Below are 26,576 nucleotides of genomic sequence, written 5' to 3'. Positions count from 1 at the left end.
GCGAGTGCGGCGGTCCGGGAGCGACCCGCCGGGCGGGGTTCGCCGCCGACCGTCCGGCGCGGCCGTCGCGAACCCCGCCACGGGGCCCTTCCGGATTCTTGAAACAGGTTCTAGTGTGCCCTCCGCCAGTGACGACGGACCGCGAGACCTCCGGAGGGCCCGTGCACCTCGAATACACGCCTGAGCAGCAGCGGTTGCGCACCGAACTGCGCGCCTACTTCGCCGAGCTGGTGCCCCGGGACGTCCACGCCCGCTACGAGGACCCCGCCGCGCAGAAGCGCTTCTACCGCGAGACCATCCGCCGGCTCGGAGACGACGGATGGCTCGGGGTCGGCTGGCCCGAGGAGTACGGCGGACGTGGCATGTCCCCCGTGGACCAGTTCATCTTCTTCGACGAGGCCGCACAGGCCGTCGTCCCGCTGCCGCTCATGGCACTGAACACCGTCGGGCCGACCATCATGCAGTTCGGCACCGACGAGCAGAAGGCGTACTTCCTCCCGAAGATCCTCGCCGGCGAGATCGACTTCGCCATCGGCTACAGCGAACCCGACGCCGGCACCGACCTCGCCGCGCTCAAGTGCAAAGCCGTCCGCGAGGGCGACGAGGACACCGGCACCTACGTGGTCAACGGCCAGAAGATCTGGACCACCAACGGCGACACCGCCGACTGGGTCTGGCTCGCCGTCCGCACCGACCCCGACGCCCCCGCGCACAAGGGCATCACCATGCTCCTCGTACCGACCTCCAACCCCGGGTACTCGTGCACCCTCATCAACACCCTCGCCTCGCACGACACCACCGCGAGTCACTACGAGAACATCCGCGTCCCCGCGAGCCGCCGGGTCGGCCGGGAGAACAAGGGCTGGCGCCTGATCACCAACCAGCTCAACCACGAGCGCGTCACCCTCGCCGCCCACGGCACCATGGCCATCCGCGCCCTGCACGACGTCCAGCGCTGGGCCGCGGAGACCAGACTCGCCGACGGCCGCCGCGTGATCGACCTGTCCTGGGTCCGCGGCAGGCTCGCCCGCACGCACACCCGGCTCGACGCGATGAAACTGCTCAACTGGCAGATGGTGAACGCGGTCCAGGCCGGCACCCTCACCCCGCAGGACGCCTCCGCCGTCAAGGTCTACGGCTCCGAGGCACGCCGCGACGCGTACGCCTGGCTCATGGAGGTCGTCGGCGCGGCCGGCTCCCTCAAGGACGGTTCCGTCGGAGCGGTCCTGCACGGCGAGTTGGAGCGCGGCTACCGCAGCGCGGTCATCTTCACCTTCGGCGGCGGCAACAACGAGATCCAGCGCGAGATCATCTCGTGGATCGGCCTCGGCATGCCCCGCGTCCGCCGCTGACCGCGTGTGACTCACAACGTTAGTTGGCACATAACAGACGTTGTTGTCACCGGACGTGCGTGCGAACCCTTTCGTTGAGCCGGATAGCTGGCGTGCGTACGGTCCCGGCGCGCGTCAGAACGGTCGCCATCCGGGGAAGGGGTGCGTGCGGCTGGTGCGTGGCGTCGGACAGGGCTTTGCTGGATCTGGGGCAGCAGCGTTGGACGGACTTGCCGACTCTACGGGCACCCTTGCGCAACCGGCCCCCGAGCGAAACTCACGTGGTCAGTTCAGTGGCGGGGACACCTCCTGTCTGCTTTCTTGGTAGGTCCTGCGTTGCAAGTGCGTGGAGGTCACCTTGGGCAATACACGCAGATCCCGACCCGCCACCCGTAAGTCCACGCTCCACCGGTTGAAGACCGAAGGTCATCCCGGGGAGCTGAGCGGGTTCGTGCGTGACAGGTACCTTGACGGTGCCGACTATGAGGCCCGGAACTTCGCCCGTGAAGGCATCGAGGGACTGCTGATGACGGGAGGAGTGCCTCGTGAGCGCGCTGACTGGTGCGACACCCTCGAGTCCATCACCGGCCTCAACGTCAACGAGAGGAATCGCGCTGCAGCCGGCCTAGTCATCATGCGTACGGCCCGTGGGGTCTACGCGCTGAGTTACGGAGTGGGGCACCACATGCTGGACCCCTACTACCGCGACGACGAGTTCGGTCTGGAATTCGCAACCCGCTGCCTCGACGACGCCGGAGTCATCAAGGTCCGCAACCAGATTATGGACGGCCGTGGCAGGGTCGACGAGTACTCGGTCTCGCGCGGCGAACGCATCGACGATTTCGGCTTGGACCGCTTCGGCGCTGTCGTCCGCCGCATATGTGGCACCGTCAGTGGGCTGGCGCTGACCTCATTGGAATCGGGCCGGATACGTCGAGTACGCGTCGAATGCTCCCAGGCCACCATTAAGCTCCCTCTTGCCACCAGCCTGGAGGAGTTCCTCAGCGACCTGCGGACGATCGAGGACGTCTGTGCAAGGCCCGATCCACTACCCCAGCTGCGATTCGTCAGCAGGGTGCATACCCTCAACAACGGCAGCCGCAAGGCTGTCGAAGCCCAGAAGATCCTTGAGGGCCTCCTCGCAGACCCGGACAGTCCCCGCCTGACGACCGGAGTTCCCGACGCCTGTCAGGAAAGCCACAGCTCGGCCCAGGCGTTCCGCATCAGACGCGGAGCCCAAGTGATCGAAACCAGCGAGCTCGAACTGAGGCACCTGCTTGCCTTCGTGAAGGACAAGCCGCCAGGCGAGCGACTCAAGGCACTCGCTGACGTCCGGGTGACCATGTTCAGCGACGACGACTGTCAGACCCCCGCAGGTGTCGCCACCAATGGCAAGGAATGGCTGATAGCTGACATACAGGCCAACCCCGACCGGCTGTTCTACGGCAACGGAAAATGGTTTGAGGTGGGAGCTGGTTTCATCGAAACCCTCGAAGAGGAGCTCACCAGCCTATTCGAGGCCCCGCGGACCGTCACGCTGCCCAGCTGGACGAGGGGATCGCTCAACTCAGACGGTCAGGATTCCCACGATGAAGACTGGTTCAACCACCGGGCAGCAGAGCAGGACGGGTACCTCCTCTTCGACAAGAAGAATGTCCGCACCAGCAAATTCAAGGGCGGGGGGTTGGAGATCTGCGACGTCTTGGGCCCTGACAGTCAGCTGATCTGCGTCAAGAAGGCCACCTCGGGTACCGCCCCCCTCAACCACCTCTTCGCCCAAGGGGTGGTCGCCGTGGAGACTTTGCGGAGTGATGCAGAGGTGCGAGCCAAGTTTCTCAAGCAGGTAGCCGCCCACAGCCCAAACCACCGCCTCATCCAAGACTTCGGCACGCTCCGCGTGGTCTTCGGCATCCTGCTGAAGGACGGCGAGGATATTGCCGTCGACTCTCTCTTCGCCTTCGCTCAAGTCTCGCTGCTACAAGCGGTGCGGAGGCTGCGCGCCATGAACGCGGACGTCGAGGTCATCGCCATCCGGCGCTGACCGCAGGGCTTGCTCGTCGCTGCGCTCCTCGTCGGTACGGGCTCTGCGTGGCATCGTCCCGGCACGGCTCCGCGGTCGGACTTCACGCCTCGGCCGGTGCATCCAGTCGGCAGTGGACATCGACGATGCCCTCGACGGAGTGGGTGAGGCGTTCGGCCAGGGGGATCAGGTTGCCGTCGCGGACCTCGCCGGTCAGGGTGGCGATCCCTTGGGTCACGGTGACCTTGACCGCCTCGTGGGAGAGGGGGAAGAGGCGGTCGACGACGGTGCGGCGGATCTCGGTGGCGAGTTCCTCGTCGGTGCGGAGGAAGACCTTGAGGAGGTCGGCGCGGCTGACGATGCCCTTGAGGGTGCCGTCGGCGTCGACGACCGGGAGGCGCTTGATGTGCCGGTCGGCCATGAGGCGGGCGGCCTGAGGCAGGGTGGCGTCGGGGCGGATCGTGACGGCCGGGGTGGTCATCATGTTCTCGGCGCGGGTGGAGCCCGCCTTGGCGGTGTCGCCGAGGCGGCGCATCTGCTCGATCAGGCCCGGGCGGTGCTCGTGGAACTCCTCCTTGGGCAGGAGATCGGCCTCGGAGACCACGCCGACGACGTGGCCCTCGCCCTCGATGACGGGTAGGGCGGTCACCTTCCACCGCTCCATCGCGGTGGCGATGTCCTTGAAGCCGGTCGAGGGGGTGACGGCGATGACCTTGGTGGTCATGACGTCTGCGACGGTGTACGGGGTGGAGGTCATGGCGGGGTCCTCAGCGTGCGTAGGCGAGCGGGGTGCCGCTGCCGTGAGGGGCGAACAGGTCGAGGAGCCGGGTGCGGGCGGAGTCGAGCCGGTCGGCGATGACCGCGCCCACGGCGACGGAAACGGAGCGACCGACGGCCGAGTCCTCGTTGCACAGCCGGCGTACGGCCGCTGCGTCGAACTCCAGGGCGCGCACCTCCCGGTGGAGCCGAGGTGCCAGCTGTAGGGAGCAAACATCCAGGACCAGCCGAGGAGTCGCCGTAGCCGAGGAGGTTGACGACCACGTTCTGGGGGCCGGGGACGTGAGTGTCGCGGGTGCCGCACTGGATGATCCAGAGCTTCTCGGCCCGCCGGCGTTCGTTGAAGTGCGGATGCTGGCCCGGAAGGTCACCTGGTGGGAGTGAGCGAGCCGGGCTTCCGGTGCCATGGCTTCGAGGACGGTGTGCATGGTGCTCATGGAGTGCCTCCTACCCTTCGCATCCACTTTGCTCGGTGGGCCACCACGTCCGGGAGGGCCGCGCGGTGCACACCGCGGGGACCGTCCGGCCCCGGTCAGCGGACCAGGACGGCCTCCCCGGACTTGGGTACGACGGCCGTCCATCCCAGTTCGTGGTCGATGCGGTCCCGCAGGGTCTCGGAGGCGCTCTCCTCGCCGTGGACGAGGTAGGTGGTGTGCGGGGCCGGGGCGGCGCGCAGCCAGTCGATGATCTGGCCGGCGTCGGCGTGCGCGGAGAAGTGCGGGACGTCGGCGACCTCGGCGCGTACGGGGACGTACTCGCCGAACATCTTGAGCGTGCGGGCGCCGTCCACGAGGTCGCGGGAGCGGGTGCCTGCGGCGGCGAAGCCGACGATGACCACGGCGTTGCGGGGGTCCGGCAGGGTCCGGTGGAGGTGGTGCAGGACGCGGCCGCCGGTGGCCATGCCGGCGGACGAGACGATGATCGCCGGGCCGGTGGCGTTGTTGATGTCGATCGATTCCTGGACGGTCCGGGCGGCCAGGAAGGGCTCCGGGCTGATCGCCGCCTCGCCCCGGGCGAGGATCTCGGGGCGCAGCTCGGGCGAGTGGGCCCGTACGGCATCGCGGTAGACGTCCAGGGCGGCCAGGGCCATGGGGCTGTCGACGTAGACGGGTACGTGGCGGGGCAGGGTGCCGTCGCTGCGCAGGGTGGCCAGCTCGTGCAGGACGACCTCGGTGCGGTCGATCGCGAAGGCCGGGATGACGACCGTCCCGCCACGGGACAGCGTCCGCGTGATCACCGAGGCGAATTCGCGCTGTGCGCTTTCGTGGTCGTGGCGGCGGTTGCCGTACGTCGACTCCATCAACAGGACGTCGGCGCCGGAGAACGGCTCGGGCGGGAGCAGGAGCGGGTGGCCGGGGCGGCCGAGGTCGCCGCTGACGGCGAGGGTGTGGCCGTCCTCCAGGGTCAGGTGCGCCCATGCGGAGCCGAGGATGTGACCGCCGTGGTGCAGCATCAGCTTCGTGCCGGCCATGATCTCGACCTCGCTACCTACCGGTACCGGGTCGAAGTACTTGATCGTCTGGTCTACGTCGTCATCGTCGTAGAGCGGTTTGGCCGGGCGGTGCTTGGACCAGCCGTGCTGGTTGGCGTGCTCGGCGGCTTCCATCTGGAGGCGGGCACTGTCGCGGAGCACGATCTCGGCGAGCCGGGCGGTGTGGGCGCTGGTCAGGATCGGGCCGCGGAAGCCGTGCCGGACCAGTCGCGGCAGGTAGCCGCAGTGGTCCAGATGGGCGTGGGTCACGACGACGGCGTGGATGTCCGAGGCGTCGCAGGGCAGCTTGCCCCAGTTGCGACGGCGCAGGTCCGCGACACCCTGGAAGAGTCCGCAGTCGACGAGGATCCGGGCGTGGTCGCTCTCGACCAAGAACTTGCTGCCGGTGACCGTCCGCACTCCGCCGAGGAACCTCAGCAGGGCCGGGCGGGCGGAGGCAGGAGACGGGGCGGGCTGGGACATGACAGCAGCCCTCCTTCCGGAACGGGTGCCGGTCTCCACCGTCGCACCGGAGCGCCCCGTCCGCTGGGGACCTACCGGCCCCGGATGGGGGCCGACCGGCCCAAGCGGGACGGAGGGATACGGGCACAGCCTGACGGTGACCCCTCCCGCACAGCACACAGAGAGAAGGCCGCGCCATGAAGGCTCTCGTCTTCCAGGGGCCCGGACAAACCTCCTGGCAGGACGTCCCGGACCCCTCCGTCAAGGACGCCGCCGACGCGATCGTCCGGGTCGACGCCGTCACCATCTGCGGCACAGACCTGCACATCATCAAGGGCGACGTCCCCGAAGTGACACCCGGCCGCATCCTGGGCCACGAGGCCGTCGGGACCATCGTCGAGACCGGCGGTGACGTCCGCAGCGTCCGCCCCGGCGACCGCGTCTTGATCTCCTGCATCTCCGCGTGCGGCCGCTGCCGCTTCTGCCGCGAAGGACACTACGGCCAGTGCCGAGGAGGCGGCGGCTGGGTCCTGGGCCACACCATCGACGGCACCCAGGCCGAATACGTACGCGTCCCCTTCGCCGACCTCTCCGTCCACCCCCTTCCCAGCGCTCTGGCAAGCCACGAGGCGGTCCTGCTCGCGGACATCTTCCCCACCTCGTACGAGGTGGGCGTCCTCAACGGCGCCGTGCGCCCCGGCGACACGGTCGTCGTGGTCGGTGCCGGACCCGTCGGGCTGGCCGCCATCGCCACGGCACAGCTCTACAGCCCGTTCCGCATCGCCGCCGTCGACCTCGCGGCCTCCCGCCTGGCAGCCGCACGGGATCTGGGGGCTGATGCGACCGTCAGCGCGCAGGAGGAGCCAGAGCAGCTGGTGGAGGACCTCACGGACGGGCTCGGCGCGGATGTCGTCATCGAGGCCGTCGGTGTGCCCGAGTCGTTCGAGATGTGCACCCGCATGGTCCGTCCGGGCGGACACGTCGCCAACATCGGCGTCCACGGCAAGCCGGCAGTCCTCCACCTCGAGGACCTGTGGATCAAGGACGTCACCATCACCACCGGTCTCGTCGACACCTCATCCACGCCCATGCTGCTGCGCATGATGGCCGCCGGCCGCCTCCCCGGCGCCGCGATGGTCACCCACCGTTTCGAGCTGGACCAGATGGAAGAGGCGTACGACGTCTTCTCGCGCGCCGGCGAAACCGGCGCCCTCAAGGTCGTGCTCGGCGGACCGCAGCACGACACGGTGGCCGTACCGCCCCAGGAGCAGTGAGCGCCGTGAAGAGCACACCGAGCACCCACCCGCAGCAGTCCGGCGAGACGACCGGACGCACCGACCTGGGCCGCCGGCTGGCGGCCCGCCGCGAAGCCCTCGGCCTGAGCCGCGACGAACTGGGCCGGCGGTGCGGCGCCGACGCCACGTACATCGCCTACCTGGAGGAGCACGCCGCCAGTCCTGCCATCGGCACCCTTGTCCGGGTGGCCGACGCCCTCGGCCTCACCGTCGACGACCTGACCGGCGCCAGCGCCCACCGCGTCGCCGGCCGGGCCACCGCCCGGCGCGACAGTACGCTCGTACCGCTGGACGAGACTGAATGCCGGCGGCTGCTGAACACCCATGGCGTCGGCCGTATCGCCATCTTCACCCCCGAAGGCCCGGCCGTCCTCCCCGTCAACTACCTGGTCGCAGGACCTGACATCGCCTTCCGCACCTCCGCGGAAGCCGTCACGGCCAGAGCGGTGGGTACCGAGGTCGCCTTCGAGATCGACAACATCGACGACGTGACCGCCACTGGTTGGAGCGTGCTGGCCGTGGGCGAACTCGCAGCCGTTACGGACCAGCACGAGATGCAGCACCTCAACACCAAGGCGCGCTCCCAACCTTGGGCCGGTGGTCCGCGCAGCCACTGGATGAAGCTCACGCCCGCCCGGATCACCGGCCGCCGCGTGGTGCACGACTCATGAGCGACCTGCGCGCGGTCGTCTTCGACACTGACGGAGTGCTCCTCGCCACGGCGGACCGCCACGCGGCCGCCTGGAAGGAGACCTTCGACGGCTGCCTCCCCGAGTGGCAGCCGTCGCACTCCGGTGCACGACCGTGCCCGTTCGATGCCGTCCGCGAATACCGGGACCTGGTCGACGGCAGGTCCCGCCTCGACGGCGTACGCGCCTTCCTCGGCGCCCGTCACATCGACCTCCCGCCCGGAACGCCCGAGGATCCGCCCGGGTGCGCCACCGTCCACGCGGTCGCCGCCCGCAAGGAGGAGATCTTCTCCGCGATGCTGCGGACCGAAGGCGCCCGTACCTTCGACGACGTGCGGCCCGCCCTCCAGCGACTACGGGGGATGGGGGTGCAGTGCGCAGCCGTCTCGGCTTCGCGGCACGCCCGCTCCCTCTTGGAGTCCGCAGAGCTCATCGGCTACTTCGACGCCCTGGTGGATGGCCAGGACGCGGCCGCACTTGCCCTTCCGGGCAAACCCGACCCTGCCCTCTTCCTAGAAGCTGCCGGCCGTCTCGGCGCGCCCCCCGCTCACACCGCCGTGGTGGAGGACGCACTCGTCGGCGTCGAAGCGGGACACCAAGGCCGTTTCCGGTTGGTGGTGGGACTCAACCGCGAAGCCGACCCACACATGAGGGACGCCCTGCGCGAACACGGCGCCCACCTCGTCCTCCCCGACCTCGGCGGGCTGCCCGCCGCACTCGCAGGCGACCGCCCGTGACCACGGCCTGGTGCTGGGAGTACCCCCGCTACGACCCCAAGGCCGAGCGGCTGGTCGAGTCCCTGTGCACCTTGGGCAACGGCCGCTTCGGCACCCGCGGTTCAGCGCCCGAGAGCATCGCCGACGACATCCACTACCCGGGCACCTACCTAGCAGGCTGCTTCAACCGGCTCGACTCCACCGTCGGCGGACGAACGGTCTCCAACGAGGACATGGTCCGGCTGCCGGACTGGACCGCCCTGGGGTACCGCTGCCTGCCCGCGGGTGCACCGCCCGGCGACTGGCTCACACCCGACCACCCGACCCTGCGCCACAGCCACGTGTCGTTGGACCTCCGTGCTGGGACGCTTACCCGCCGCATGCTCTTCCACGACGCCGAGGGCCGCCGCCTGGGCGTCACCCACACCCGCCTCGTCCACATGGGCGACCCGAACCTGGCTGCGCAGAACACGGTGTTCAGAGCGTACGGCTGGAGCGGCATGATCGAGATCGAGTCCGTGCTCGACGGAGACGTCACCAACGCGGGAGTCGACCGCTACCGCGCCCTGGCCGGGCGGCATCTCGTCGAGCACCGGGCCGGAGTGGAGGCGGAGGGCACCGCCTGGCTGTCCTGCACCACGACCACCTCCCGGGTAAAGATCGGGCTCGCGGTCCGGACATCGGCACGTCCTGTGGCACCGGTAGGCCGGGCATGCACAGCCACCACCGCCACACAGACACTCATCCTGCCGATCAAGCGGGCTGCCCCGGTCGTCGTCGTGAAGACCGCCGCCCTGTGCACCTCGCTCGACCGCCCCTCGGCCGATCCGCTGCGGCGGAGCATCGACTGCGCCACACACGCCCCGGACTTCCCCTCCCTGCTGGCCTCCCACCGCGCATCCTGGCAACGCCTCTGGAGCGAAGGAGAGTTGAAGGTTCCCGGCGAGACCGGCAAGGTTCTGCGGCTGCACGCCTTTCACGTGCTGCAGACCCTCTCGCCGCACACCGCGGGGCTCGACGCCGGCGTCCCCGCCCGGGGCCTTCACGGCGAGGCGTACCGGGGCCACGTCTTCTGGGACGAGCTGTTCGTCCTGCCCTACCTCGCCCTCCACCTCCCCGAGACCGCTCGCGCCCTGTTGATGTACCGGCACCGGCGGCTCCCCGCGGCCCTGGAGGCCGCCCGCCGGGCTGGGGCGAAGGGAGCCATGTTTCCTTGGCAGAGTGGTAGTTCCGGCAGAGAGGAGACGCAGCGGCTGCACCTCAATCCGCGCTCCGGCCGCTGGCTGCCTGACCACTCGCACCTGCAGCACCATGTGGGGTCGGCCATCGCCTGGAACGTGTGGCGGTACGGTCAGGCCACCGGTGACGCCGGATTCATGCACGGCCCGGGCGCCGAACTCCTGCTGCACGCAGCCCACTTCTGGGCCGGAGCAGCGACATGGGACACCGGCCTCGGCCGCTACCGGATCCGTGGCGTCGTCGGCCCGGACGAGTATCACGATGCCTACCCGGACGCCGCCGCTCCCGGTATCGACGACAACGCTTACACCAACGTCACTGCCGCGTGGGTACTCGCCCGCGCACTCGACCTGTATGGGGAACTTCCGGCAGCCCGACGCGCCGAGCTCCTCACGCAACTGGGCATCGGCCCCGACGACCTCACCGCGTGGGAGGACGTCTCGCACCGCCTGTACGTGCCGTTCCACCACGACGTGATCAGCCAGTTCCACGGGTATGGAGATCTCGCCGAGCTCGACTGGGATGGCTACCGCGCCCGCTACCACGACATCCGCCGCCTGGACCGCATCCTGGAAGCCGAAGGCGACACGCCCAACCGCTACCAGGCGTCCAAGCAGGCCGACACCCTCATGCTCGGCTACCTCTTTCGCCCCACGGAGCTCGAGCAATTGTTCCTTCGGCTCGGACATCGCCTCGACGACGGCCTCTGGCGCAGGACGGTGGATTACTACCTGCGGCGCACCTGCCACGGGTCGACGCTCAGCAGCCTCGTCCACGGCTGGGTCCTCGCCCGGGAGCAGGGCCCGGACGCGTGGCGCTACTGCCAGGAAGCCCTGCTCAGTGACATCACCGACGTCCAGGGTGGCACCACCGGCGAAGGGATCCATCTCGGTGCCATGGGCGGCACCCTCGACCTCGTCGAGCGCGGCATCGTCGGACTCGAGCCCCACGACGACGGCCTGCACATCGACCCGGTGCCCCTCTCCGAAGTGCCCCGGTCCTCGTTCTCGATTTCCTACCTGGGGCACCGGGACATCCGTATCCGGTTCCGGCCCGGACGGTTCGGCATCAGCGTGCCCACCTCGCCCCTGGGCCCGGTGCCCTTGATTCTGCCCGGCGATCGGCAGGAACGTATTGCCGCAGGCCAGGAACGATGGTTCCGGCTGCCCAAGAGCTGACACGGCAACCACCGCATGCTCGCGTGGCGGTGCGTTCGCGATGCGCACACTGTGGATGTATCAGCCGTTGGAAGGGTGAACGGGATGGACAGGCAGCATGAGGCTCCGCGGATCGTGGTGGGCGTCGACGGATCGCCCTCGTCCCAGGCCGCACTGCGCTGGGCGGTCCGGTACGCAGGGTTGGTGAACGGGCGAGTAGAAGCGGTCGCGGCGTGGGACCTGCCCGGTGCCGCTTCGTGGTCGGCTCCCGCGGTGGACACCGACTTCGACGAGGAGGAGGCCGAGCGGCGTCTGGTCGAGGAGGTCCACACGGTTCTCGGTGAGGACGGCGCCGCCTCCGTGCATCAGCGTCTGGTGCGCGGCAATCCGGTCGATGTCCTGGTGGGTGCGGCAGAGGGTGCGGACATGCTGGTCGTGGGCAGCCGCGGTCGCGGCAGCTTCAGCCGAGCCATGCTCGGTTCGGTGAGTCAGCAGGCGGCGCTCCATGCGCCGTGTCCGATCACCATCGTCCGGGCGGACATCCCGGTCGAGTGATCCCGCCGCGGGCATGCCCGGCGCACGGGCAGTGGGCCACGGCTCCAGGCAGCAGCGTGACCTCCTGAGCCCAGCGCGCACATCGTCGGCCGTGACGACGCGTGGTGGCCTGCTCCTGTGTACGCAGGTGCGGCGAGACTGACTTCCGTGACACCTGGGGCGAGTGCCGGCTACGACGCCAGCCCCTGGGATCTTTGGCCTGCTCCTGCGAGCGCCGACTCGGCAGCGGGGCCCGGGGCCGATCGGCCCCGGGCCGAAGCGGCCCACTCGGCCCAGTGTGAGTGACCCCGTCGGCATTCGGCCCCCGTGGCCTACCGCGTGACCGTGGAACCCGGAGCCATTCCGGCGCCGCCTTCCGAAGTGGGTGACCACGATGCAGCGCATTCGGATCCAGACCCGGCCCACGCAGCCCCACAAGCCCGCCCCGCTGGATCTGCGCACGCCGTCCGGCCGCCCCTTGCCGTACTGATCCCTGCCGACATGCAGCCACCGGAGGACGTCATGGGACACACGCGACGCGTCGTACCGTTCACCGAGCTCGGCCGAAGCGACATCGGCCGGGTCGGCGGCAAGAACGCCTCCCTCGGAGAGCTGACCGGACGGCTGACCGCGGCCGGCCTGCGTCTGCCGCCCGGCTTCGCCACCACCGCCGACGCCTACGAGGAACTGCTCGACGGACGCGGAAGTCCTCGCCCACGTCTTCGACGAGAACGACCCGGCCGTAACCCGCCTCATCGAGATCCTCCTCGCACGGGTCCAGGCCCTGGGTAGTCCGGTGGGCCCGTGCGGACAGCGGCCCAGCGACGACCCGGTCTACGCCGCCTTCCTCGTCCGCGCCGGAATCGACTCGATCTCCGTCGCCCCCGGCAGCTTCGCCGCCGTCAAGCAGCACGTCGCCTCCGCTGAAGCGGAGCGCTACGGGGAGGACCGAATGGCCCCGGTAGGGATCCGTCCGGCCCAAGCGGAGCAGCTACCGGCCGCGTGACAGTGGCATCAGACCCGCACCAAGGAATCAAGGAGCACCCGCCATGAGCACCAAGCGCGTCCTGGTCGCCTACGGCACCAAGCACGGCGCCACCGCAGGCATCGCCGAACAGATCGGCAAGACCCTCCGCGAGGACGGTCTCGACGCCGTCGTGCTGCCCGCCGACGACGTCCACGACGTCCGCGCCTACGACGCCGTCGTCCTCGGCGGCTCCCTCTACGCCGGCCACTGGAGCAGCAAGGCCAAGCACTGCGCAGAACGCAACGCCGAATCCCTTCGGCACCGCCCGGTCTGGATGTTCAGCAGCGGCCCCCTTGACCGCTCGGCCGAGGAGCACGACATCCCCCCGGTCTCCGCCGTCGCCCGGGAGATGCAGCTGGTCGGCGCGCGCGAGCACATGACCTTCGGCGGCAGCATCACGGCCCACACCCCGGGATTCCTCGCCAAGGCACTGACCCGCCAGGGCAAGGGCGGCGATTTCCGCAACCCCGAACGGATCCAGAAGTGGGCCCACCACATCAGCGCCGAGCTCGTCGCCGCCTGAAGGGACGGCCCGGCTCGGCACGCACCAGCACGGAGGCGTGCCATGCGACAGCGGACGCAAGGGACGGGGGGCAACCCGCTCAGGCGGGATGCCGACCGCGCCCGGACCCGAATGCATGCCGCCTTCGCGCTGACCTGCCTCCTGGCCGTCATCGCCGGTGTCGCCCTCGGACGAGCCGCTTGGACGGACGGCAACCGCGCTGCCGAGGACATCGCGCGCCACCGGCACACCGTGACGGCCACCACGGTCAGCGAGGCCACCTACCGAGCCGGAGACCAGCCGAGCAGCCGGCCTGTCACCGTGGCGACCGCCACGTGGCGCTACCCCTCTCAGCGCCCGCACACGGCGACCATTCCCGTTCCGGCAGGAACCCGGAACGGTGACACGGTCCGGGTGTGGGTCGACGGGAACGGCAGTGCGGCCACCGCGCCCCCCGGCCAGGCCGACATCGCTCTGAGGGCGGTCGGAGTCGGCGCCGGAGCGCTGGCCGGGATCGTGCTGGCAGGCAGCGCCCTCGTTGTGGTGCGCCTGCGAATCGTAGATGCGCGCAGCACACGGGCCTGGGAATCCGAGTGGGCGAGTATCGAGCCCCTCTGGTCCGGCCGCCTTCGCCCCGGTCAGGGAGCCGGCGATGACTGACACCGGCGCCGGCCCGGACCTCACGCCGGACACCGCGCCGGATCCCCTGGAACCCCTTCCCCTGCTCCGTCGCGAGCTGCACACCGGCCCTCTGGGCCTGTCGAGCCGGGAGGCGGCACGCCGGCTGGCCGTCTACGGCCCGAACGAGGTCCGCCGCACCGCCCGGACAAGTGTCCTGAGGGAACTGCTGCGGCAACTGATTCACCCGCTGGCTCTGCTGCTGTGGGCTGCGGCGGCCCTCGCCTTCACCGCATCCATACCGGTGCTCGGCTGGGCGATCGTCGCGGTCATCCTCGTCAACGCCGGATTCGCCCTCGTTCAGGAACAGCAGGCCGAGAAGGCCGTCGAAACCCTGGCCCGATTCCTTCCCGCACAGGCCCAGGTGATCCGCGACGGACAGGTACAGCGCGTCCCGGCGCGGGAGCTGGTTCCCGGCGACCTCATCGCCCTCGATGAGGGCGACCGGGTACCCGCCGACGCCCGCCTGACCGAGGGAGGAATCGAGGCCGACCTTTCCATGCTGACGGGCGAGTCCACCCCCGTCGAGCGTCTTGCCGGCCCGGGGCTGGAAGGCCTTTCCCTGCTGCAGGAGCCCAACCTCGTCTTCAGCGGCACCACCGCTACCGAGGGGCAGGCGCAGGCGATCGTCTTCGCCACCGGAGACCACACCGAACTCGGCCGGATCGCCGCCCTCAGCCAGCGCACCCGCCGCGAACCGAGTCCACTGGAGACGCAGGTCAAGAAGGTCGCTTGGCTGATCGCAGCGGTCGCGGTCGGCATGGGCGCCGTCTTCCTCGTGACTGGAGTGGCGGTTGGCCTGCCGCTGACCGACTCGCTCATGTTCGCCATCGGCCTGCTCGTCGCGAACGTGCCCGAAGGACTGCTGCCCACCATTACCCTCGCTCTCGCCGTGGGCGTCCGCGTCCTCGCCCGGCAGGGCGCGGTGGTCAAGCGGCTGAGCGCGGTGGAGACCCTCGGCTCCACCAACGTCATCTGCACCGACAAGACCGGCACCCTCACCCGCAACCGGATGAGCCTGCACGCCACGTGGACTCCGCCCCACCCGGGGGCGAGCGGTTCGGAGGGCGCCGAACTGGTCCGTGCTGCCGCCCAGTGCACGACCGTCACCCGCGAGAGGGACGGCCGGCTGCACGGCGACCCGACCGAGATCGCGCTGGTGGAAGGAGCCGCACAACATGCTGCGCCGCTCGACCCGGCCGACCGGGACGCCCGCCGCCGAGCCTGCTTCCGCTTCGACCCGCGCCTGCGTCGCATGTCTGTGGTCCAAGACGGGGAACCCGGCAGCCTCCGCGTGATCGTCAAGGGCGCCCCCGAGGCCGTCCTGGCGCTACTGGCCGCAGGAGAGCCGACCGAGGAGGCCCAGGATGCCGCCGACACCCTGGCCGGGGACGGTATGCGCGTGCTGGCCGTCGCGGTACGTGAACTGCCGTCCGACACGGCGGCTGCAATTTTGCAGCGGCAGGTCGTGGAGCGGGACCTTCACCTGCTCGGGCTGGTCGGCCTGTACGATCCGCCGCGCCCCGAGGTCGCCGCCGCGGTCCGGCGCTGCCACCAGGCGGGTCTCACCGTCCACATCGTCACCGGCGACAACGGTGCCACCGCCGCCGCCGTGGCCCGCGCCGTCGGCATCGGTACACCGAATCTCCAGGTCATCGCCCAGTCCGAGGCGATCGACGACCATGAGCTGGACCACCTCCTCCGCCAGGGCGGCACGGAGATCGTCTTCGCCCGCTCCTCGCCCGAGACCAAGCTGAAAGTGGCCGATGCCCTCCGGGCGCACGGCCAGATCGTGGCCATGACCGGCGACGGGGTGAACGACGCCCCGGCCCTGCACCGTGCCCACATCGGCGTGGCCATGGGCCTCTCGGGCACCGATGTCGCCCGCGAGGCGTCGACCATGGTCCTGACCGACGACAACTTCGCCACCATCGTCACGGCCATCGAGTCCGGCCGTCGTGTCTACGACAACGTCCGGAAGTTCATCGTCTACATCTTCGCCCACCTCACCCCCGAGGTCGTGCCCTTCCTGGTGTTCGCCCTGTCCGCCGGGGCCGTGCCGCTGCCGCTGACCGTCCTGCAGATCCTCGCCATCGACCTGGGCACCGAGACCCTTCCGGCCCTTGCCCTCGGCCGTGAGCGCGCCGAGCCGGGGGTCATGTCCCGACCACCCCGCCCCAGTTCCCAAAGCGTGATCAACAAGGACATGCTCGTGCGCAGCTGGGGCTGGCTCGGCACCGTCTCCGCCGTCCTCGTCATGACCGCCTTCTTCTACGTCCTGTGGCGCGCAGGCTGGCACCCCGGCGACCCCACCGGACCCGGAACCCCCCTGCACCACGCCTATCTCACCGCGACCACCGCCACCTTCGCGGGCATCGTCACCTGCCAGGTCGGCACGGCCATCGCCGCCCGAACCGACCACGCGGCCCTGCGCGACATCGGCTTCTTCAGCAACCCGCTACTGCTGGCCGGCATCGCCTTCGAACTCGTCTTCACCGCAGCGCTCGTGTACGCGCCGCCACTCCAGAACCTCTTCGGCACGGCCGCCCTCCCGCTGGACGTCGTCCTCCTCATCGCGGTCTTTCCACCGCTGGTCTGGGGAAGCGACGAGATCCGACGCTGGGCCCGACGCCGACACCACCGCTTCTGACCCACTGGAGGAACGCCATGTCGCGCACGACCGAATGGAAAACCCACGTTTACCTCTTCGAGGAAGAGCACGCGACGAAGGTCCGCGTCGAACTCGACACCGGAACCACCCGCCTCACGGGCCACGGCACTGCGCGCTGCAACCCCACGGACAAGGACGTGCCTGAGATCGGCGACGAACTCGCGGCCGCCCGAGCACTGGAGAATCTGGCGGAACAGCTCAAGCGCACCGCCTACGGAGACATGGCAGCAGCGGGCGCCGCACCGCAGCACGCTCCCCTCACGGCCTACGACCTTGGGTGAGAGGGCGGCTCTGCGGCAGTGGGCTCAGACTGGACCCATGGGTGACGGGCCGGCGATCGAGCTGACCGGGCTGACCAAGCGGTACGGGCCGGTCATGGGAGTCGACCGCCTGAGCCTCACTGTGGAACCAGGTGAGGTGTTCGGCTTCCTCGGGCCGAACGGCGCGGGAAAGACGACCACGCTGCGGTGCCTGACCGGGCTGCTCCGGCCGAGCGAGGGACGCGTGAGAGTACTCGGTCTGGACCCCATCGCAGATCACCGCCGGGTGGCTCCACAGCTGGGGTACCTGCCGGGTGAACTGCGCCTGTACCCGGAACTCTCCGGGGCGGAAACGCTCGATCTGCTGTCCGCGCTCCAGGGAGCACCTGTGCCCCGCCGCGGTGAGCTGTGCGACCGGCTGGGGCTGACGCGCGCGGTCCTCGCCCGCCCCGTCGGGGGCTACTCGCGGGGCATGAAACAGAAGCTCGGGCTGGTGCAGGCGATGCAGCACGATCCGCACCTGGTGGTGCTCGACGAACCGACCGAGGGACTCGACCCGTTGGTCCAGGAGACGTTCTTCGCACTGCTGGGCGAGGCGGCTGCCAACGGACGCACCGTGCTGCTCTCCAGCCACATCCTGCCGGAGGTGCAGCGCACGTGCGAGCGGGTGGCGATCATCCGGGACGGACGACTGGTCACGGTCCAGAGCGTCGCCGGCCTGCGCGAGGCCCGTGCCCGACGCATCAGGCTGTCCTTCGCGGACGGGCAGGGAGCACGGCCACTGGGCGACGCAGAGCGTTGGGCCCCGCGCTGGCACGGGGACCGGGTGGAACTGCTCGTACCCCCGAGCGAGGTGGTCGGCGCCCTGCGCACACTGCTCGGCCTGCCGGTGGCCGACGTCACGGTGGAGGAAGCCGGGCTGGACGAGGCCTTCATCGACCTGTATCGCAACGGCGCCGTGCGGGAGAAGCCGTGAAACGGCAGTGGCCGCTGTTGTGGCTCGCCCTGTACCGGCGGCGCCGGATGCTGGTCGCCCTGATCGTCGGGATGGCCGTCTTCGAGGCGCTCATCGTCGTGGTCGCCAACGCGATCCCGCCTGGTCAGCTCTTCTCGGGGGGCGGGAAGGGGCCGCCTTCGGCCTACCGGGCCTTCAGCGGGTCCAGCGGCGACGTGTCGATCGCCAGCTACCCCGGGCTGCTGGGCGCCGGCCTCACTCACCCGTTCTGGATCGCCATGCAGCTCACCGCGATCGGTTCGCTCGCCGCGGCCGCGGTGGCAGCGGACGTGGAATCCGGGACCGTGGAGCTCGTCATGGTGCGTCCCGTCAGCCGCACCCGGCTGCTGACCGAACGGACGGCCGCACTCGTGCTCGCGGCCGTAGCCCTGAACTTGGCAGCGACCGTCACGGTCGCGGTGGGGGTGGAGCTGTCGCCGGACATCCACCGGGCGGTGCCGATCGGCGGAGTGTTCGCCGCCGGGGTCATGGGCCTCGGCTTCGCCCTGTGCCTGATCGGGCCGGCGATGGCCGTATCGGCGGCGGGACGACGGCGGGCCCAGGTGGTCGGCGCGACCATCGCGATCGGAGCCGTGGGATTCGCCGTCAACTTCATCGCTCTGGCATGGGCCCCGGCAGCCCCGCTGAGGTTCCTGAGCCCGTTCCACTACTACGCCCCGGGCGACGCCTTGGCCAAAGGCGCCGTTCTCTGGCCCCAGCTCGGGATCCTTGTCGGAGCGGGAGTGCTGGGCATCCTGCTGGCTCACCTCCTGCTCCAACGCCGAGACCTCGCGCCGTGAGCGCAGCTGCGGTCGAGAGGCCGGAGCAGCGGCCGACCCCGTGCCCGAGTCCGCGGTGGCCTCAATACGGCCAGGACCAGTCCGCGACCTCCGGGAGGTCGGTGCCGTGCTCGCGGATCCAGTCGTGGTGGCGGATGCGCTGGTCGGCCATGGCCTGACGCAGCCCCTCGGCCCGGCCGGCCAGGCCCGGGACGCGGTCGATGACGTCCATCACGAGCCGGTACCGGTCCATGTCGTTGCGCACGACCATGTCGAAGGGGGTGGTCGTCGTTCCGGACTCCTTGTACCCCCGCACGTGCAGATTCGGGTGGCCGGTGCGGCGGTAGGCCAGCCGGTGGATGAGCCACGGGTAGCCGTGGTAAGCGAAGATCACCGGCTTGTCGGTGGTGAAGAGCGCGTCGTACTCGGCGTCCGTCATGCCGTGGGGGTGTTCCTCGTGGGGCATGAGCCGGGCGATGTCGACGACGTTGACGACCCGCACGGCCAGCGAGGGGAGGTGCTCGCGGAGCAGAGCCGCAGCGGCCAGCACCTCCATGGTGGGCACGTCACCGGCGCAGGCGAGTACGACGTCCGGTTCGCGGGAGCCGTGGTCGGTTCCCGCCCACTCCCAGACGCCGGCACCGCGCGTCACGTGGGTGCGGGCCTCGTCGATAGGCAGCCAGTCGAAGCAGGGCTGTTTGCCGGCGACGATCACGTTGACCTGATCGCGGCTGCGCAGGGCGTGATCTGCCACGGCGAGGAGGGTGTTGGCGTCCGGCGGCAGGTAGACCCGTACGACCTCGGGGCTCTTGTTGAGGACGTGGTCGACGAAGCCGGGGTCCTGGTGCGAGAAGCCGTTGTTGTCCTGGCGCCAGACGTGCGAGGTGAGGAGATAGTTGAGGGAGGCGATCGGCGCCCGCCAGGACAGTTCGCGCGAGGTCTTCAGCCACTTGATGTGCTGGCCGACCATGGAGTCGACGATGTGCGCGAAGGCTTCGTAGGTGGAGAAGAGGCCGTGGCGGCCGGTGAGGAGGTATCCCTCCAGCCAGCCCTGGCAGACATGTTCCGACAGGATCTCCATGACGCGGCCACCGCGGGACAGGTTGCGGTCCGTCGCCTCCGTCATGCCCTGCCAGGCCTTGCCGGTGGCGTCGTACAGGTCGTCCAGCCGGTTCGAGGCGGTCTCGTCCGGTCCGACGACCCTGAAGTCCCGCCGCGCGGCGGTGTCGCGCATGATCTGGGTTAGGAAGCGCCCGAGGACGCGGGTAGGTTCGTGGAGGCTGCTGCCTCGCTTTTCGACAGGGACGGCGTAAGTGTCGAGAGCGGGCAGCGGGAGGGGCCGCAGCAGCCGGCCGCCGTTCGCGTACGGGACGGCGCCCAGGCGGTGATCGCCCTGCGGGAGACAGGCGAGGACCTGCTCGGTGGGGCGCCCGTCGGCGTCGAAGAGCTCCTGCGGCCGGTACGAGCGCAGCCAGTCCTCCAGCTGCTTCAGGTGCGCCGGGTTCTCGCGTACCCCGGCCAGTGGGACCTGGTGAGCCCGCCACGTGCCCTCTACCGGGTCGCCGTCGACGGTCGCGGGGCCGGTCCAGCCCTTGGGGGTGCGCAGCACGATCATCGGCCAGCGTGCGCGCTCGCGCTGCGTGCCGGTACCCGCTGTCCGGGCTTCCTGCTGAATGAGCGCGATGCGGTCCACGGCGTGGTCCACGGCGCGGGCCATGGCGTGATGGACCTGGGCGGGGTCGCTGCCGGTCACGTACAGCGGGTCGTGCCCGTAACCGCGCAGCAGCGCGTCGAGCTCGTCCTCGGGGATCCGGGCCAGCACCGTCGGATTGGCGATCTTGTAGCCGTTCAGGTGCAAGATCGGCAGGACCGCGCCGTCGTGGACCGGGTCGAGGAACTTGTTCGAGTGCCAGGACGCCGCCAGTGGCCCCGTCTCGGCCTCGCCGTCCCCGATGACGCAGGCGACCAGCAGGCCGGGGTGGTCGAGGGCGGCTCCGTAGGCGTGGGCGAGGGCGTATCCGAGCTCGCCGCCCTCGTGGATGGAGCCGGGCGTCTCGGGGGCCACGTGGCTCGGCACGCCGCCGGGGAAGGAGAACTGCCGGAACAGTTTGGCCATGCCGGCCACGTCCCGCGTGATGTCCGGGTAGGTCTCGGTGTACGTGCCTTCCAGCCAGGAGTTGGCAAGGACGGCAGGGCCGCCGTGGCCCGGACCCCAGACGCACAGTGCGTCCAGCGACCGGCCCTTGATCACGCGGTTGAGGTGGGTGTGGACGAGGTTCAGGCCGGGAGAGGTGCCCCAGTGGCCGAGCAGTCGCGGCTTGATGTGCTCGGGCCTCAGCGGCTCGGTGAGCAGGGGGTTGTCCATGAGGTAGATCTGGCCGACTGCCAAGTAGTTGGCGGCGCGCCAGTGCGCGTCGAGCTCCGAAATGGGGTACGAGGTCATGCCCGCTCCTGAGTGCGACGGTCCGGGACGTTCGTCGACTGAGCCGATGCCTCCACACTGCCTTCCCCGGGTCGGCGCCGCGAGGGGAGGACCGGCCCTGGGGGAGGGACTGTTGGCCCCTGTGTGCCACGGCGTTCAGCCGGGAGGGTGAGGTCAGCGGCGCCGGTCCCCCCGGCCGGCGCCGCTTCCCTGACGACCGACCTCGATGCCCCGGCATCGGTACGGAGGACAGACTCGTGAAGCGCACCCTGGTTGTCGGAGTGGACGGATCCCCTCAGAGCCGGGCCGCGGCGGACTGGGCCGCACGGGAAGCCGTACGGCGTGACCTGCCCCTGCACGTGGTCCACGCCTGGCTGTGGCAGCCGCTCGCAGCCCCGGTCGTCCAGGACCGGGGCACCGAAGCCCGGCGCGCCGACGACGTCCTGAAGGAGGTGGAGGGCGAGCTCACCCGCCGGTACCCGGGGCTGGCCCTCACCGCGGAGGTGCTCTCCGACGCGCCCGTGCCGGCCCTGCTGCACGCCGCCAAGGGCGCTGAGATCCTGGTCGTCGGCTCGCGCGGGTACGGAGCCCTGGTCGGTTTCCTGCTTGGCTCATACGGTCGGCAGGTGATCGCCGCCGCCGAGTGCCCCGTGGTCTCCGTGCGCTCCGCGCACGGCAGGCCGGTGGCCGTGCCGGAAGAGGGCGAGGTCGTCGTCGGACAGCAGGGCGGCGTGGAGGAGTCCGCCGAGGTGCTGCGCGTCGCCTTCGAGGCGGCCGCGGTACGCAGGGTGCCGCTCCGTGCGGTCCGTGCCTGGAGCCTGCCGCCGGTCTACGGCTACAGTCCCGGGTCGATGTGGATCGCCGACCAGTTCGGTGGCCTGGAGCCGTACGAGAAGGCCGCGCTGGAGCAGGCGCTGGAGCCGTGGCGGCTGAAGTACCCGGAGGTCGAAGTCATCGCGCACGTGGAGCTGGGCAGCGGTGGCCAGGTGCTGCTCAGCGCCGCGTCGGACGCGCAGCTGCTCGTCGTGGGCCGCCGGGTCCGCGAGTCGGCGGTGGGGGCGCACATCGGGTCCGTGGCCCATGCGGTCCTGCACCACGCGGTCTGTCCTGTCGCGGTGGTCCCGCACGCCTGATCCGGCCCGGGCCAGGGCGGAGGGCCGGCACGCGGAGGTACAGCGTGCCAGCCCGCCGGCTATTCCGTGGTCGGGACGGGGCGCTGGCTCGGCGGGATCAGAGTATGACTGGCGATCACGGCGGCTTGGACGCGGCGCTCCACACCCAGCTTCGTGAACAGGCGCGAGATGATGTTCTTGACGGTCTTCTCCGCGAGGTACATCCGTTTGCCGATCTCCCGGTTGGTGAGCCCCTCGCTGACCAGGACGAGGACCTCCTTCTCCCGGTCGGTGAAGCCGGGCAGACCCGGGACCTGCTCCTCCTTGGGCACGTCACCGCGCATGCGGGCCATCAGCCGGGTCGTGGCTCCGGGATCGAGCATGGACTGGCCGGCCGCGACCGTGCGGACGGCGGAGACCAGGTCGGTTCCGGTGATCTGCTTCAGCACGTAACCGGAGGCGCCCGCCATCACGGCGTCCAGCAGGGCCTCCTCGTCGTCGAACGAGGTGAGCATCAGGCAGGCCAGGTCGGGCATCCGCGAGCGCAGCTCACGGCACACGCTCACGCCGTCACCGTCCTGGAGCCGTACGTCGAGGACCGCCACCTGGGGACGCAGCGCGGGGATGCGGATCAGGGCCTGTTCCGCCGTGCCCGCCTCACCGACCACGTTCAGGTCGGGCTCCGCATCCAGCAGGTCGTGCACCCCTCGGCGTACGACCTCGTGGTCGTCGAGGAGGAAGACCGTGATCGGCGTCCTGGTGGGGGAAGGGCCACCGCTGTCGGTCATGACACAACTCCTTCGCCTGGGTTCGTCCTGAGAAGACGAACTCCCGCATCCTGCCTGCCGAAGGGGCCGAACGGACAGGGCCGATCGGCCCTCATCCGGCCCTTACCCGCGCGACGGGGCACCCGGGGAACAGGGACCTTCGGCCCTGCGCGGGGGGCATGTGGACCTTCCCGGGGCCGGACCGCGTGCGGTGAGCTGGTGCCGCACGGGGAGAGGGGCGGCTCAACCGCAGAGCCGCACGCAGCATGGAGGTTCCATGACGACTACCTTGATCGATCTGAAGACCGCGGTGAGGAGCGACGGCGACGTGCGCGTCACCTTGGCAGGAGAACTCGACTTCCACACGGCGCGGCAGGTAGAACCCCGACTCACCGCCCTCGCCGCGAACGGTCACCGCAACCTCCTCCTCGACCTGTCCGGGATCTCCTTCTGCGACAGCGCGGGCATCGACCTCTTCCTGCGCGTGCACCACCGCTGCCACTCGACCGGAACCCGGCTCCGGCTGTACGGCGTGCCGCCTCTGATGGCCAAGTCGATGCGGGTGCTCGGCGCCGACCGCGAGCTGCGGCTCGTGGTGGCTTGACCAGGGCGGTGTCCGAAACCGGGGCCCGGTTCGGGACCGTTGGGCCCTGGTTCTCGTGGTCATCGAGAGAGGCTGGTAACTCGGAAGCCGCAAGAACCGATCGATACCGGGTGAAGGTGCGCAGCATGGACCAGGCCGGCGGCATACGGCGCCCGACGGTCAGGATGGCGACATGACGGCCACCCGGCGCATGCGCGAGCTCGACAGGGCCGAGGCGCTCAGGCTCGTGGCGACGGTGTCCCTGGGGCGCATCGTCTTCACGCAGCACGCGCTGCCCGCCGTCCGTCCGGTCAACCACCTCGTCGAGGGCGAGGACATCATCGTCCGGACCACGACGACGGGGCACTCGCCTCCCTCGTAGCCGATGTCCCCGGCGTGGTGGTGGCCTACGAAGCGGACGTCATCGATCCCGTCACCCACCTCGGCTGGAGCGTCGTCGTCACCGGATACGCGTGCCCGGTGACCGACGCCGATGAGGCGGCCCGGTTCGCTTCCCTGCTGCGTCCCTGGGTGGGACACCCCATGAAACGAGCCCTGCGGATCCACCCCGACCTCGTCACCGGATTCCGGCTGGAAGCGGAGCGGACGCTGCCGGAGCCGGCTGGCCTGGGGTGATCGCGTCGGGGCCGGTCAGCTCCCGGTGGGGAGCGGCGCCCGCCAGACGAGCCGACTGCCCCCCTCGTCGGCGGTGTCCACGGTGAAGGACCCGCCCAGGCTCCGCGCCCGGTCGTCGAGGTTGAGCAGACCGCTCCTGCGGCCCTGGGCCGGGATACCCCTGCCGTTGTCGGAGACCGTCAGCACGATCTCGCCCGGTTCCGCCTTGAGGGCCACGGCGACCCTGGTCGCCGCCGCGTGGCGCGCGGCGTTGCTCAGGAGCTCGCCCAGCGCCGCCATGACGTGGTCGGCCACCTCGGACGGGACGTCCGTGTCGAGCAGGCCCTCCATGCTCAGACGCGGCGGATGGCCGAGGGTGGTGGCCGCGTCGCCGACCGCCCGGGCAGCGCGGGCCCGCAGACCCGGTCCGCTCTCACGGTCCTTGGTGCGCAGACCGAAGATCGTCGATCGGATGATCTTGATTGTCTCGTCCAGGTCGTCGACCGCACGGCTGATGCGCTCGGCGGCCCCCTCGTGCTCGACGAGCCGTGCGGCGCTCTGGAGGGTCATTCCCGTGGCGAAGAGCCGCTGGATGGCCAGGTCGTGCAGGTCTCTCGCGATCCGGTCGCGCTCCTCCAACAGTGCTATCTGCTCGGCGTCACGTCGCCGCTCCGCCAGCTCCAAGGCGATTGCTGCCTGACCCGCGAAGGCGACGAGCGGCTCCAACTCGTTCTCGCCGAAGACGGGCTCGCCGGCTGCGCGCGCGAGGAGGAGCACGCCCCTGCTCTCTCCTCCGGCGGTGCCCAGCGGGACCGCGACGGCAGGACCCAGCCCGCCCTGTGTCTGGGCATCGGCCGGATAGCGGTCGTCGTCCGAGGCGTGAACGACCGCCGCGGGTTGCCCTGTCCGGTGGGCGGTCCCCGAGAGGGATCCCGCGAAGGGGACGACGAGTCCCTGCCGGGCCTTGCTGTCCGCACCGGCCGCGAACTCCACGAACAACCCCTCGGCGCCGGGAACCGGCATGGAGATGTCCGAGATCCGGGCGCCCGTGATCTCCCGGGCCCGGAGGGCGATGAGCTCCAGCACCGCCGGACTGGAACTGCCCGACAGCAGGCTCTCGGTGATCTCCGCATTGGCCTTGAGCCACCGCTGCTGGCGCTGCGACCCCTCGTACAGCCGTGCGTTGTCGATCGCCACGCCCGCCGCCACCGAGAGGGTGGAGATCACCGTCTCGTCCTCGGTGTCGAAATCGGCCCCGCCCCGCTTGTCGGTCAGATAGAGGTTCCCGAAAACCTCGTCCCGCACCCGGATCGGTACGCCGAGAAACGTGCGCATCGGCGGGTGGTGCGGCGGAAAGCCGTACGACGAGGTGTGCGCGCCGAGATCGGTGAGGCGCAAGGGCTCCGGGTGGTGGATGACCTCCCCGAGCAGACCGTGACCGGCCGGCAGGGGACCGATTTCGGCGATGGCCTCCTCGTCGAGCCCCACGGTCAGGAACTGCGACAGGGTGCGGCCGTCGGGGCCGATGACCCCCAGCGCCCCGTAGTCGGCGTCCACGAGCAGGGCCGCTGCCTCCACGATCCGCCGTAGCACCTGGGCCAGGTCCAGCTCCCGGCCCACCGAGACGACGGCCTCCAGCAGGCTGTGCACCCGGTCGCGGGTGCCGCGTACGGCGTCGATACGCGCTTGGAGCTCGTCGAGCAGCTCGTCCAGCCGCAGCCGAGGCACTTGCGTCAACGGATCCCCCACACCCACGTGATTCCCCTTCGCTGCCCGCCCCGTGCGGAGCCAGCGTATCGACAGCCCGGCCTTGCGGGGCGGGGAGCGGGCACGATCGCGAGTGCGAGGCCCTGCTTCCGCAGCGCCTCGCGCAACGTGCGGGTTTCAAGAGGGCTCTTGCGAACGGCGACCTGCGGAAACGTGATCACTCCGCGGGCTCTCGCAGAACTCTCACGGATGGTCATTCGTGAGAACGGCGAGAGGGCGGCGTCGGTGCCCGCTCGGGGAGGCCGGGAATGCTCGCGGCCTCCCCGAGCGTGCGCACTTCGCTCAGGCTGTGGGCTTCGGGGTGATCTCAGCGATCAGGTCCTCGACGAGCCTCTTGATCTCGTCGCGGATCGGGCGGACGGCCTCCACGCCCTGGCCCGCAGGGTCTTCGAGCTTCCAGTCGAGGTAGCGCTTGCCCGGGAAGACGGGGCAGGTGTCGCCGCAGCCCATGGTGATGCACATGTCCGAGGCCCTGACCGCGTCGATCGTGAGGATCTTCGGCGTCTGGGCGGACATGTCGATGCCGACCTCGCGCATCGCCTCGATTGCAGCCGGGTTGACCGAGTCGACGGGGGCGGAACCGGCGGAGCGGACCTCGACACGGTCCCCGGCGAGGTGGGTCAGCCAGGCGGCGGCCATCTGCGAGCGGCCGGCGTTGTGGACGCAGACGAACAGAACGGAGGGCTTCTCGGACACGGGTCTCTTCTC

General features: G+C 70.2%; 23 protein-coding genes and 2 pseudogenes. 18 read left to right on the top strand and 7 right to left on the bottom strand.

The annotated features are described in order from the left end of the window. Positions 1 to 161 precede the first annotated feature (161 nt). Together OHA84_RS06045 and OHA84_RS06040 are read left to right on the top strand one after the other, a co-directional pair. The gene (locus OHA84_RS06045) at positions 162 to 1,352 is read left to right on the top strand and encodes an acyl-CoA dehydrogenase family protein (protein ID WP_266974125.1); all 1,191 of its coding nucleotides are present in this window, start codon (positions 162 to 164) and stop codon (positions 1,350 to 1,352) included. A 391-nt stretch (positions 1,353 to 1,743) separates the two neighbouring features. Further along, positions 1,744 to 3,372, top strand: coding sequence for a DUF6119 family protein (locus OHA84_RS06040; protein WP_266972808.1), 1,629 nt, complete (start codon positions 1,744 to 1,746; stop codon positions 3,370 to 3,372). An 82-nt stretch (positions 3,373 to 3,454) separates the two neighbouring features. Here OHA84_RS06040 and OHA84_RS06035 read toward each other — a convergent pair whose 3' ends face one another. From OHA84_RS06035 to OHA84_RS06025, 3 genes are all read right to left on the bottom strand, one after another. Further along, the gene (locus OHA84_RS06035) at positions 3,455 to 4,108 is read right to left on the bottom strand and encodes a CBS domain-containing protein (protein WP_266947760.1); all 654 of its coding nucleotides are present in this window, start codon (positions 4,106 to 4,108) and stop codon (positions 3,455 to 3,457) included. 10 nt (positions 4,109 to 4,118) lie between these two features. Further along, complete coding sequence (locus OHA84_RS06030) at positions 4,119 to 4,304, bottom strand: hypothetical protein (RefSeq protein ID WP_266972810.1); 186 nt, start codon at positions 4,302 to 4,304, stop codon at positions 4,119 to 4,121. 356 nt (positions 4,305 to 4,660) lie between these two features. Further along, positions 4,661 to 6,082: an MBL fold metallo-hydrolase RNA specificity domain-containing protein gene (locus OHA84_RS06025; protein WP_266972812.1), complete on the bottom strand. Its 1,422-nt coding sequence runs from the start codon at positions 6,080 to 6,082 to the stop codon at positions 4,661 to 4,663. Between the two features lie 176 nt (positions 6,083 to 6,258). Here OHA84_RS06025 and OHA84_RS06020 point away from each other — a divergent pair, with 176 nt between their 5' ends. The 13 genes and pseudogenes from OHA84_RS06020 (at position 6,259) to OHA84_RS05960 (ending at position 18,623) form a co-directional block, all read left to right on the top strand. Beyond that, a complete protein-coding gene (locus OHA84_RS06020; protein WP_266972815.1) occupies positions 6,259 to 7,335 on the top strand; it encodes an alcohol dehydrogenase catalytic domain-containing protein in 1,077 nt (358 codons plus the stop codon). Between the two features lie 5 nt (positions 7,336 to 7,340). After that, the gene (locus tag OHA84_RS06015) at positions 7,341 to 8,027 is read left to right on the top strand and encodes a pyridoxamine 5'-phosphate oxidase family protein (RefSeq protein WP_266972817.1); all 687 of its coding nucleotides are present in this window, start codon (positions 7,341 to 7,343) and stop codon (positions 8,025 to 8,027) included. Further along, complete coding sequence (locus OHA84_RS06010; RefSeq protein WP_266972819.1) at positions 8,024 to 8,782, top strand: HAD family phosphatase; 759 nt, start codon at positions 8,024 to 8,026, stop codon at positions 8,780 to 8,782. The genes OHA84_RS06015 and OHA84_RS06010 overlap by 4 nt, the downstream gene beginning before the upstream one ends. Then, on the top strand, positions 8,779 to 11,178 hold the full coding sequence (locus OHA84_RS06005) for a glycoside hydrolase family 65 protein (RefSeq protein ID WP_266972821.1): 2,400 nt from the start codon (positions 8,779 to 8,781) through the stop codon (positions 11,176 to 11,178). The genes OHA84_RS06010 and OHA84_RS06005 overlap by 4 nt, the downstream gene beginning before the upstream one ends. An 84-nt stretch (positions 11,179 to 11,262) precedes the next feature. Beyond that, complete coding sequence (locus OHA84_RS06000; RefSeq protein ID WP_266972823.1) at positions 11,263 to 11,712, top strand: universal stress protein; 450 nt, start codon at positions 11,263 to 11,265, stop codon at positions 11,710 to 11,712. A gap of 480 nt (positions 11,713 to 12,192) precedes the next feature. Continuing rightward, positions 12,193 to 12,483, top strand: a complete 291-nt coding sequence (locus OHA84_RS05995; protein WP_371591327.1) for a PEP/pyruvate-binding domain-containing protein — start codon at positions 12,193 to 12,195, stop codon at positions 12,481 to 12,483. After that, positions 12,401 to 12,697 (top strand): annotated as a pseudogene (locus OHA84_RS05990) (putative PEP-binding protein); the annotation flags it as partial. The gene OHA84_RS05995 and the pseudogene OHA84_RS05990, both read left to right, overlap by 83 nt. 43 nt (positions 12,698 to 12,740) lie before the next feature. Further along, positions 12,741 to 13,241, top strand: a complete 501-nt coding sequence (locus OHA84_RS05985) for a flavodoxin domain-containing protein (RefSeq protein WP_030758212.1) — start codon at positions 12,741 to 12,743, stop codon at positions 13,239 to 13,241. Between the two features lie 42 nt (positions 13,242 to 13,283). After that, positions 13,284 to 13,880, top strand: coding sequence for a hypothetical protein (locus tag OHA84_RS05980; protein WP_266972828.1), 597 nt, complete (start codon positions 13,284 to 13,286; stop codon positions 13,878 to 13,880). Further along, a complete protein-coding gene (locus tag OHA84_RS05975; RefSeq protein ID WP_266972830.1) occupies positions 13,873 to 16,548 on the top strand; it encodes a cation-transporting P-type ATPase in 2,676 nt (891 codons plus the stop codon). Before OHA84_RS05980 ends, OHA84_RS05975 begins: the two co-directional genes overlap by 8 nt. A gap of 17 nt (positions 16,549 to 16,565) precedes the next feature. After that, positions 16,566 to 16,850: a dsRBD fold-containing protein gene (locus tag OHA84_RS05970; RefSeq protein WP_266972832.1), complete on the top strand. Its 285-nt coding sequence runs from the start codon at positions 16,566 to 16,568 to the stop codon at positions 16,848 to 16,850. Between the two features lie 37 nt (positions 16,851 to 16,887). Continuing rightward, positions 16,888 to 17,805 (top strand): ABC transporter ATP-binding protein, encoded by a 918-nt coding sequence (locus tag OHA84_RS05965; protein WP_266972834.1) that lies wholly within the window; start codon positions 16,888 to 16,890, stop codon positions 17,803 to 17,805. Then, positions 17,802 to 18,623: an ABC transporter permease subunit gene (locus OHA84_RS05960; RefSeq protein ID WP_266972836.1), complete on the top strand. Its 822-nt coding sequence runs from the start codon at positions 17,802 to 17,804 to the stop codon at positions 18,621 to 18,623. Before OHA84_RS05965 ends, OHA84_RS05960 begins: the two co-directional genes overlap by 4 nt. Before the next feature lie 61 nt (positions 18,624 to 18,684). On the opposite strand, the gene OHA84_RS05955 is transcribed toward OHA84_RS05960, so the two are convergent. Beyond that, entirely contained in the window at positions 18,685 to 21,045 is a 2,361-nt protein-coding gene (locus OHA84_RS05955; protein WP_266972838.1) for a phosphoketolase, read from the bottom strand. Between the two features lie 236 nt (positions 21,046 to 21,281). On the opposite strand from OHA84_RS05955, the gene OHA84_RS05950 reads away from it, so the two are divergent. After that, a complete protein-coding gene (locus tag OHA84_RS05950; RefSeq protein ID WP_266972840.1) occupies positions 21,282 to 22,157 on the top strand; it encodes a universal stress protein in 876 nt (291 codons plus the stop codon). Between the two features lie 59 nt (positions 22,158 to 22,216). Here OHA84_RS05950 and OHA84_RS05945 read toward each other — a convergent pair whose 3' ends face one another. Continuing rightward, a complete protein-coding gene (locus OHA84_RS05945) occupies positions 22,217 to 22,924 on the bottom strand; it encodes a response regulator transcription factor (protein WP_266972842.1) in 708 nt (235 codons plus the stop codon). A gap of 256 nt (positions 22,925 to 23,180) precedes the next feature. On the opposite strand from OHA84_RS05945, the gene OHA84_RS05940 reads away from it, so the two are divergent. Next, positions 23,181 to 23,507, top strand: a complete 327-nt coding sequence (locus OHA84_RS05940; RefSeq protein ID WP_266972844.1) for an STAS domain-containing protein — start codon at positions 23,181 to 23,183, stop codon at positions 23,505 to 23,507. Between the two features lie 172 nt (positions 23,508 to 23,679). Further along, positions 23,680 to 24,122: pseudogene (locus OHA84_RS05935) on the top strand (pyridoxamine 5'-phosphate oxidase family protein). A 15-nt stretch (positions 24,123 to 24,137) separates the two neighbouring features. Here the strand turns inward: OHA84_RS05935 and OHA84_RS05930 are convergent. After that, on the bottom strand, positions 24,138 to 25,856 hold the full coding sequence (locus tag OHA84_RS05930; RefSeq protein WP_266972846.1) for a GAF domain-containing sensor histidine kinase: 1,719 nt from the start codon (positions 25,854 to 25,856) through the stop codon (positions 24,138 to 24,140). Positions 25,857 to 26,150: 294 nt separating this feature from the next. After that, the gene (locus OHA84_RS05925; protein ID WP_266972848.1) at positions 26,151 to 26,564 is read right to left on the bottom strand and encodes an arsenate reductase ArsC; all 414 of its coding nucleotides are present in this window, start codon (positions 26,562 to 26,564) and stop codon (positions 26,151 to 26,153) included. Between the last annotated feature and the right edge of the window lie 12 nt (positions 26,565 to 26,576).

This window comes from Streptomyces sp. NBC_00513 (assembly GCF_041431415.1).
Taxonomy (GTDB): Bacteria; Actinomycetota; Actinomycetes; order Streptomycetales; family Streptomycetaceae; genus Streptomyces.
Note: the sequence above shows the minus strand (reverse complement) of the source record. Positions and strands in the feature narration are given on the sequence as shown.

Bases quoted from the DNA above. Each gene is read 5' to 3' on its own strand.
- OHA84_RS06035 (WP_266947760.1), bottom strand. From the start codon at position 4,108: ATGACCTCCACCCCGTACACCGTCGCAGACGTCATGACCACCAAGGTC.
- OHA84_RS06010 (WP_266972819.1), top strand. From the start codon at position 8,024: ATGAGCGACCTGCGCGCGGTCGTCTTCGACACTGACGGAGTGCTCCTC.
- OHA84_RS05965 (WP_266972834.1), top strand. From the start codon at position 16,888: ATGGGTGACGGGCCGGCGATCGAGCTGACCGGGCTGACCAAGCGGTAC.
- OHA84_RS05970 (WP_266972832.1), top strand. From the start codon at position 16,566: ATGTCGCGCACGACCGAATGGAAAACCCACGTTTACCTCTTCGAGGAA.
- OHA84_RS05940 (WP_266972844.1), top strand. From the start codon at position 23,181: ATGACGACTACCTTGATCGATCTGAAGACCGCGGTGAGGAGCGACGGC.
- OHA84_RS05975 (WP_266972830.1), top strand. From the start codon at position 13,873: ATGACTGACACCGGCGCCGGCCCGGACCTCACGCCGGACACCGCGCCG.
- OHA84_RS05945 (WP_266972842.1), bottom strand. From the start codon at position 22,924: ATGACCGACAGCGGTGGCCCTTCCCCCACCAGGACGCCGATCACGGTC.
- OHA84_RS05980 (WP_266972828.1), top strand. From the start codon at position 13,284: ATGCGACAGCGGACGCAAGGGACGGGGGGCAACCCGCTCAGGCGGGAT.
- OHA84_RS06020 (WP_266972815.1), top strand. From the start codon at position 6,259: ATGAAGGCTCTCGTCTTCCAGGGGCCCGGACAAACCTCCTGGCAGGAC.
- OHA84_RS05955 (WP_266972838.1), bottom strand. From the start codon at position 21,045: ATGACCTCGTACCCCATTTCGGAGCTCGACGCGCACTGGCGCGCCGCC.
- OHA84_RS05985 (WP_030758212.1), top strand. From the start codon at position 12,741: ATGAGCACCAAGCGCGTCCTGGTCGCCTACGGCACCAAGCACGGCGCC.
- OHA84_RS06000 (WP_266972823.1), top strand. From the start codon at position 11,263: ATGGACAGGCAGCATGAGGCTCCGCGGATCGTGGTGGGCGTCGACGGA.
- OHA84_RS06025 (WP_266972812.1), bottom strand. From the start codon at position 6,082: ATGTCCCAGCCCGCCCCGTCTCCTGCCTCCGCCCGCCCGGCCCTGCTG.
- OHA84_RS05995 (WP_371591327.1), top strand. From the start codon at position 12,193: ATGCAGCCACCGGAGGACGTCATGGGACACACGCGACGCGTCGTACCG.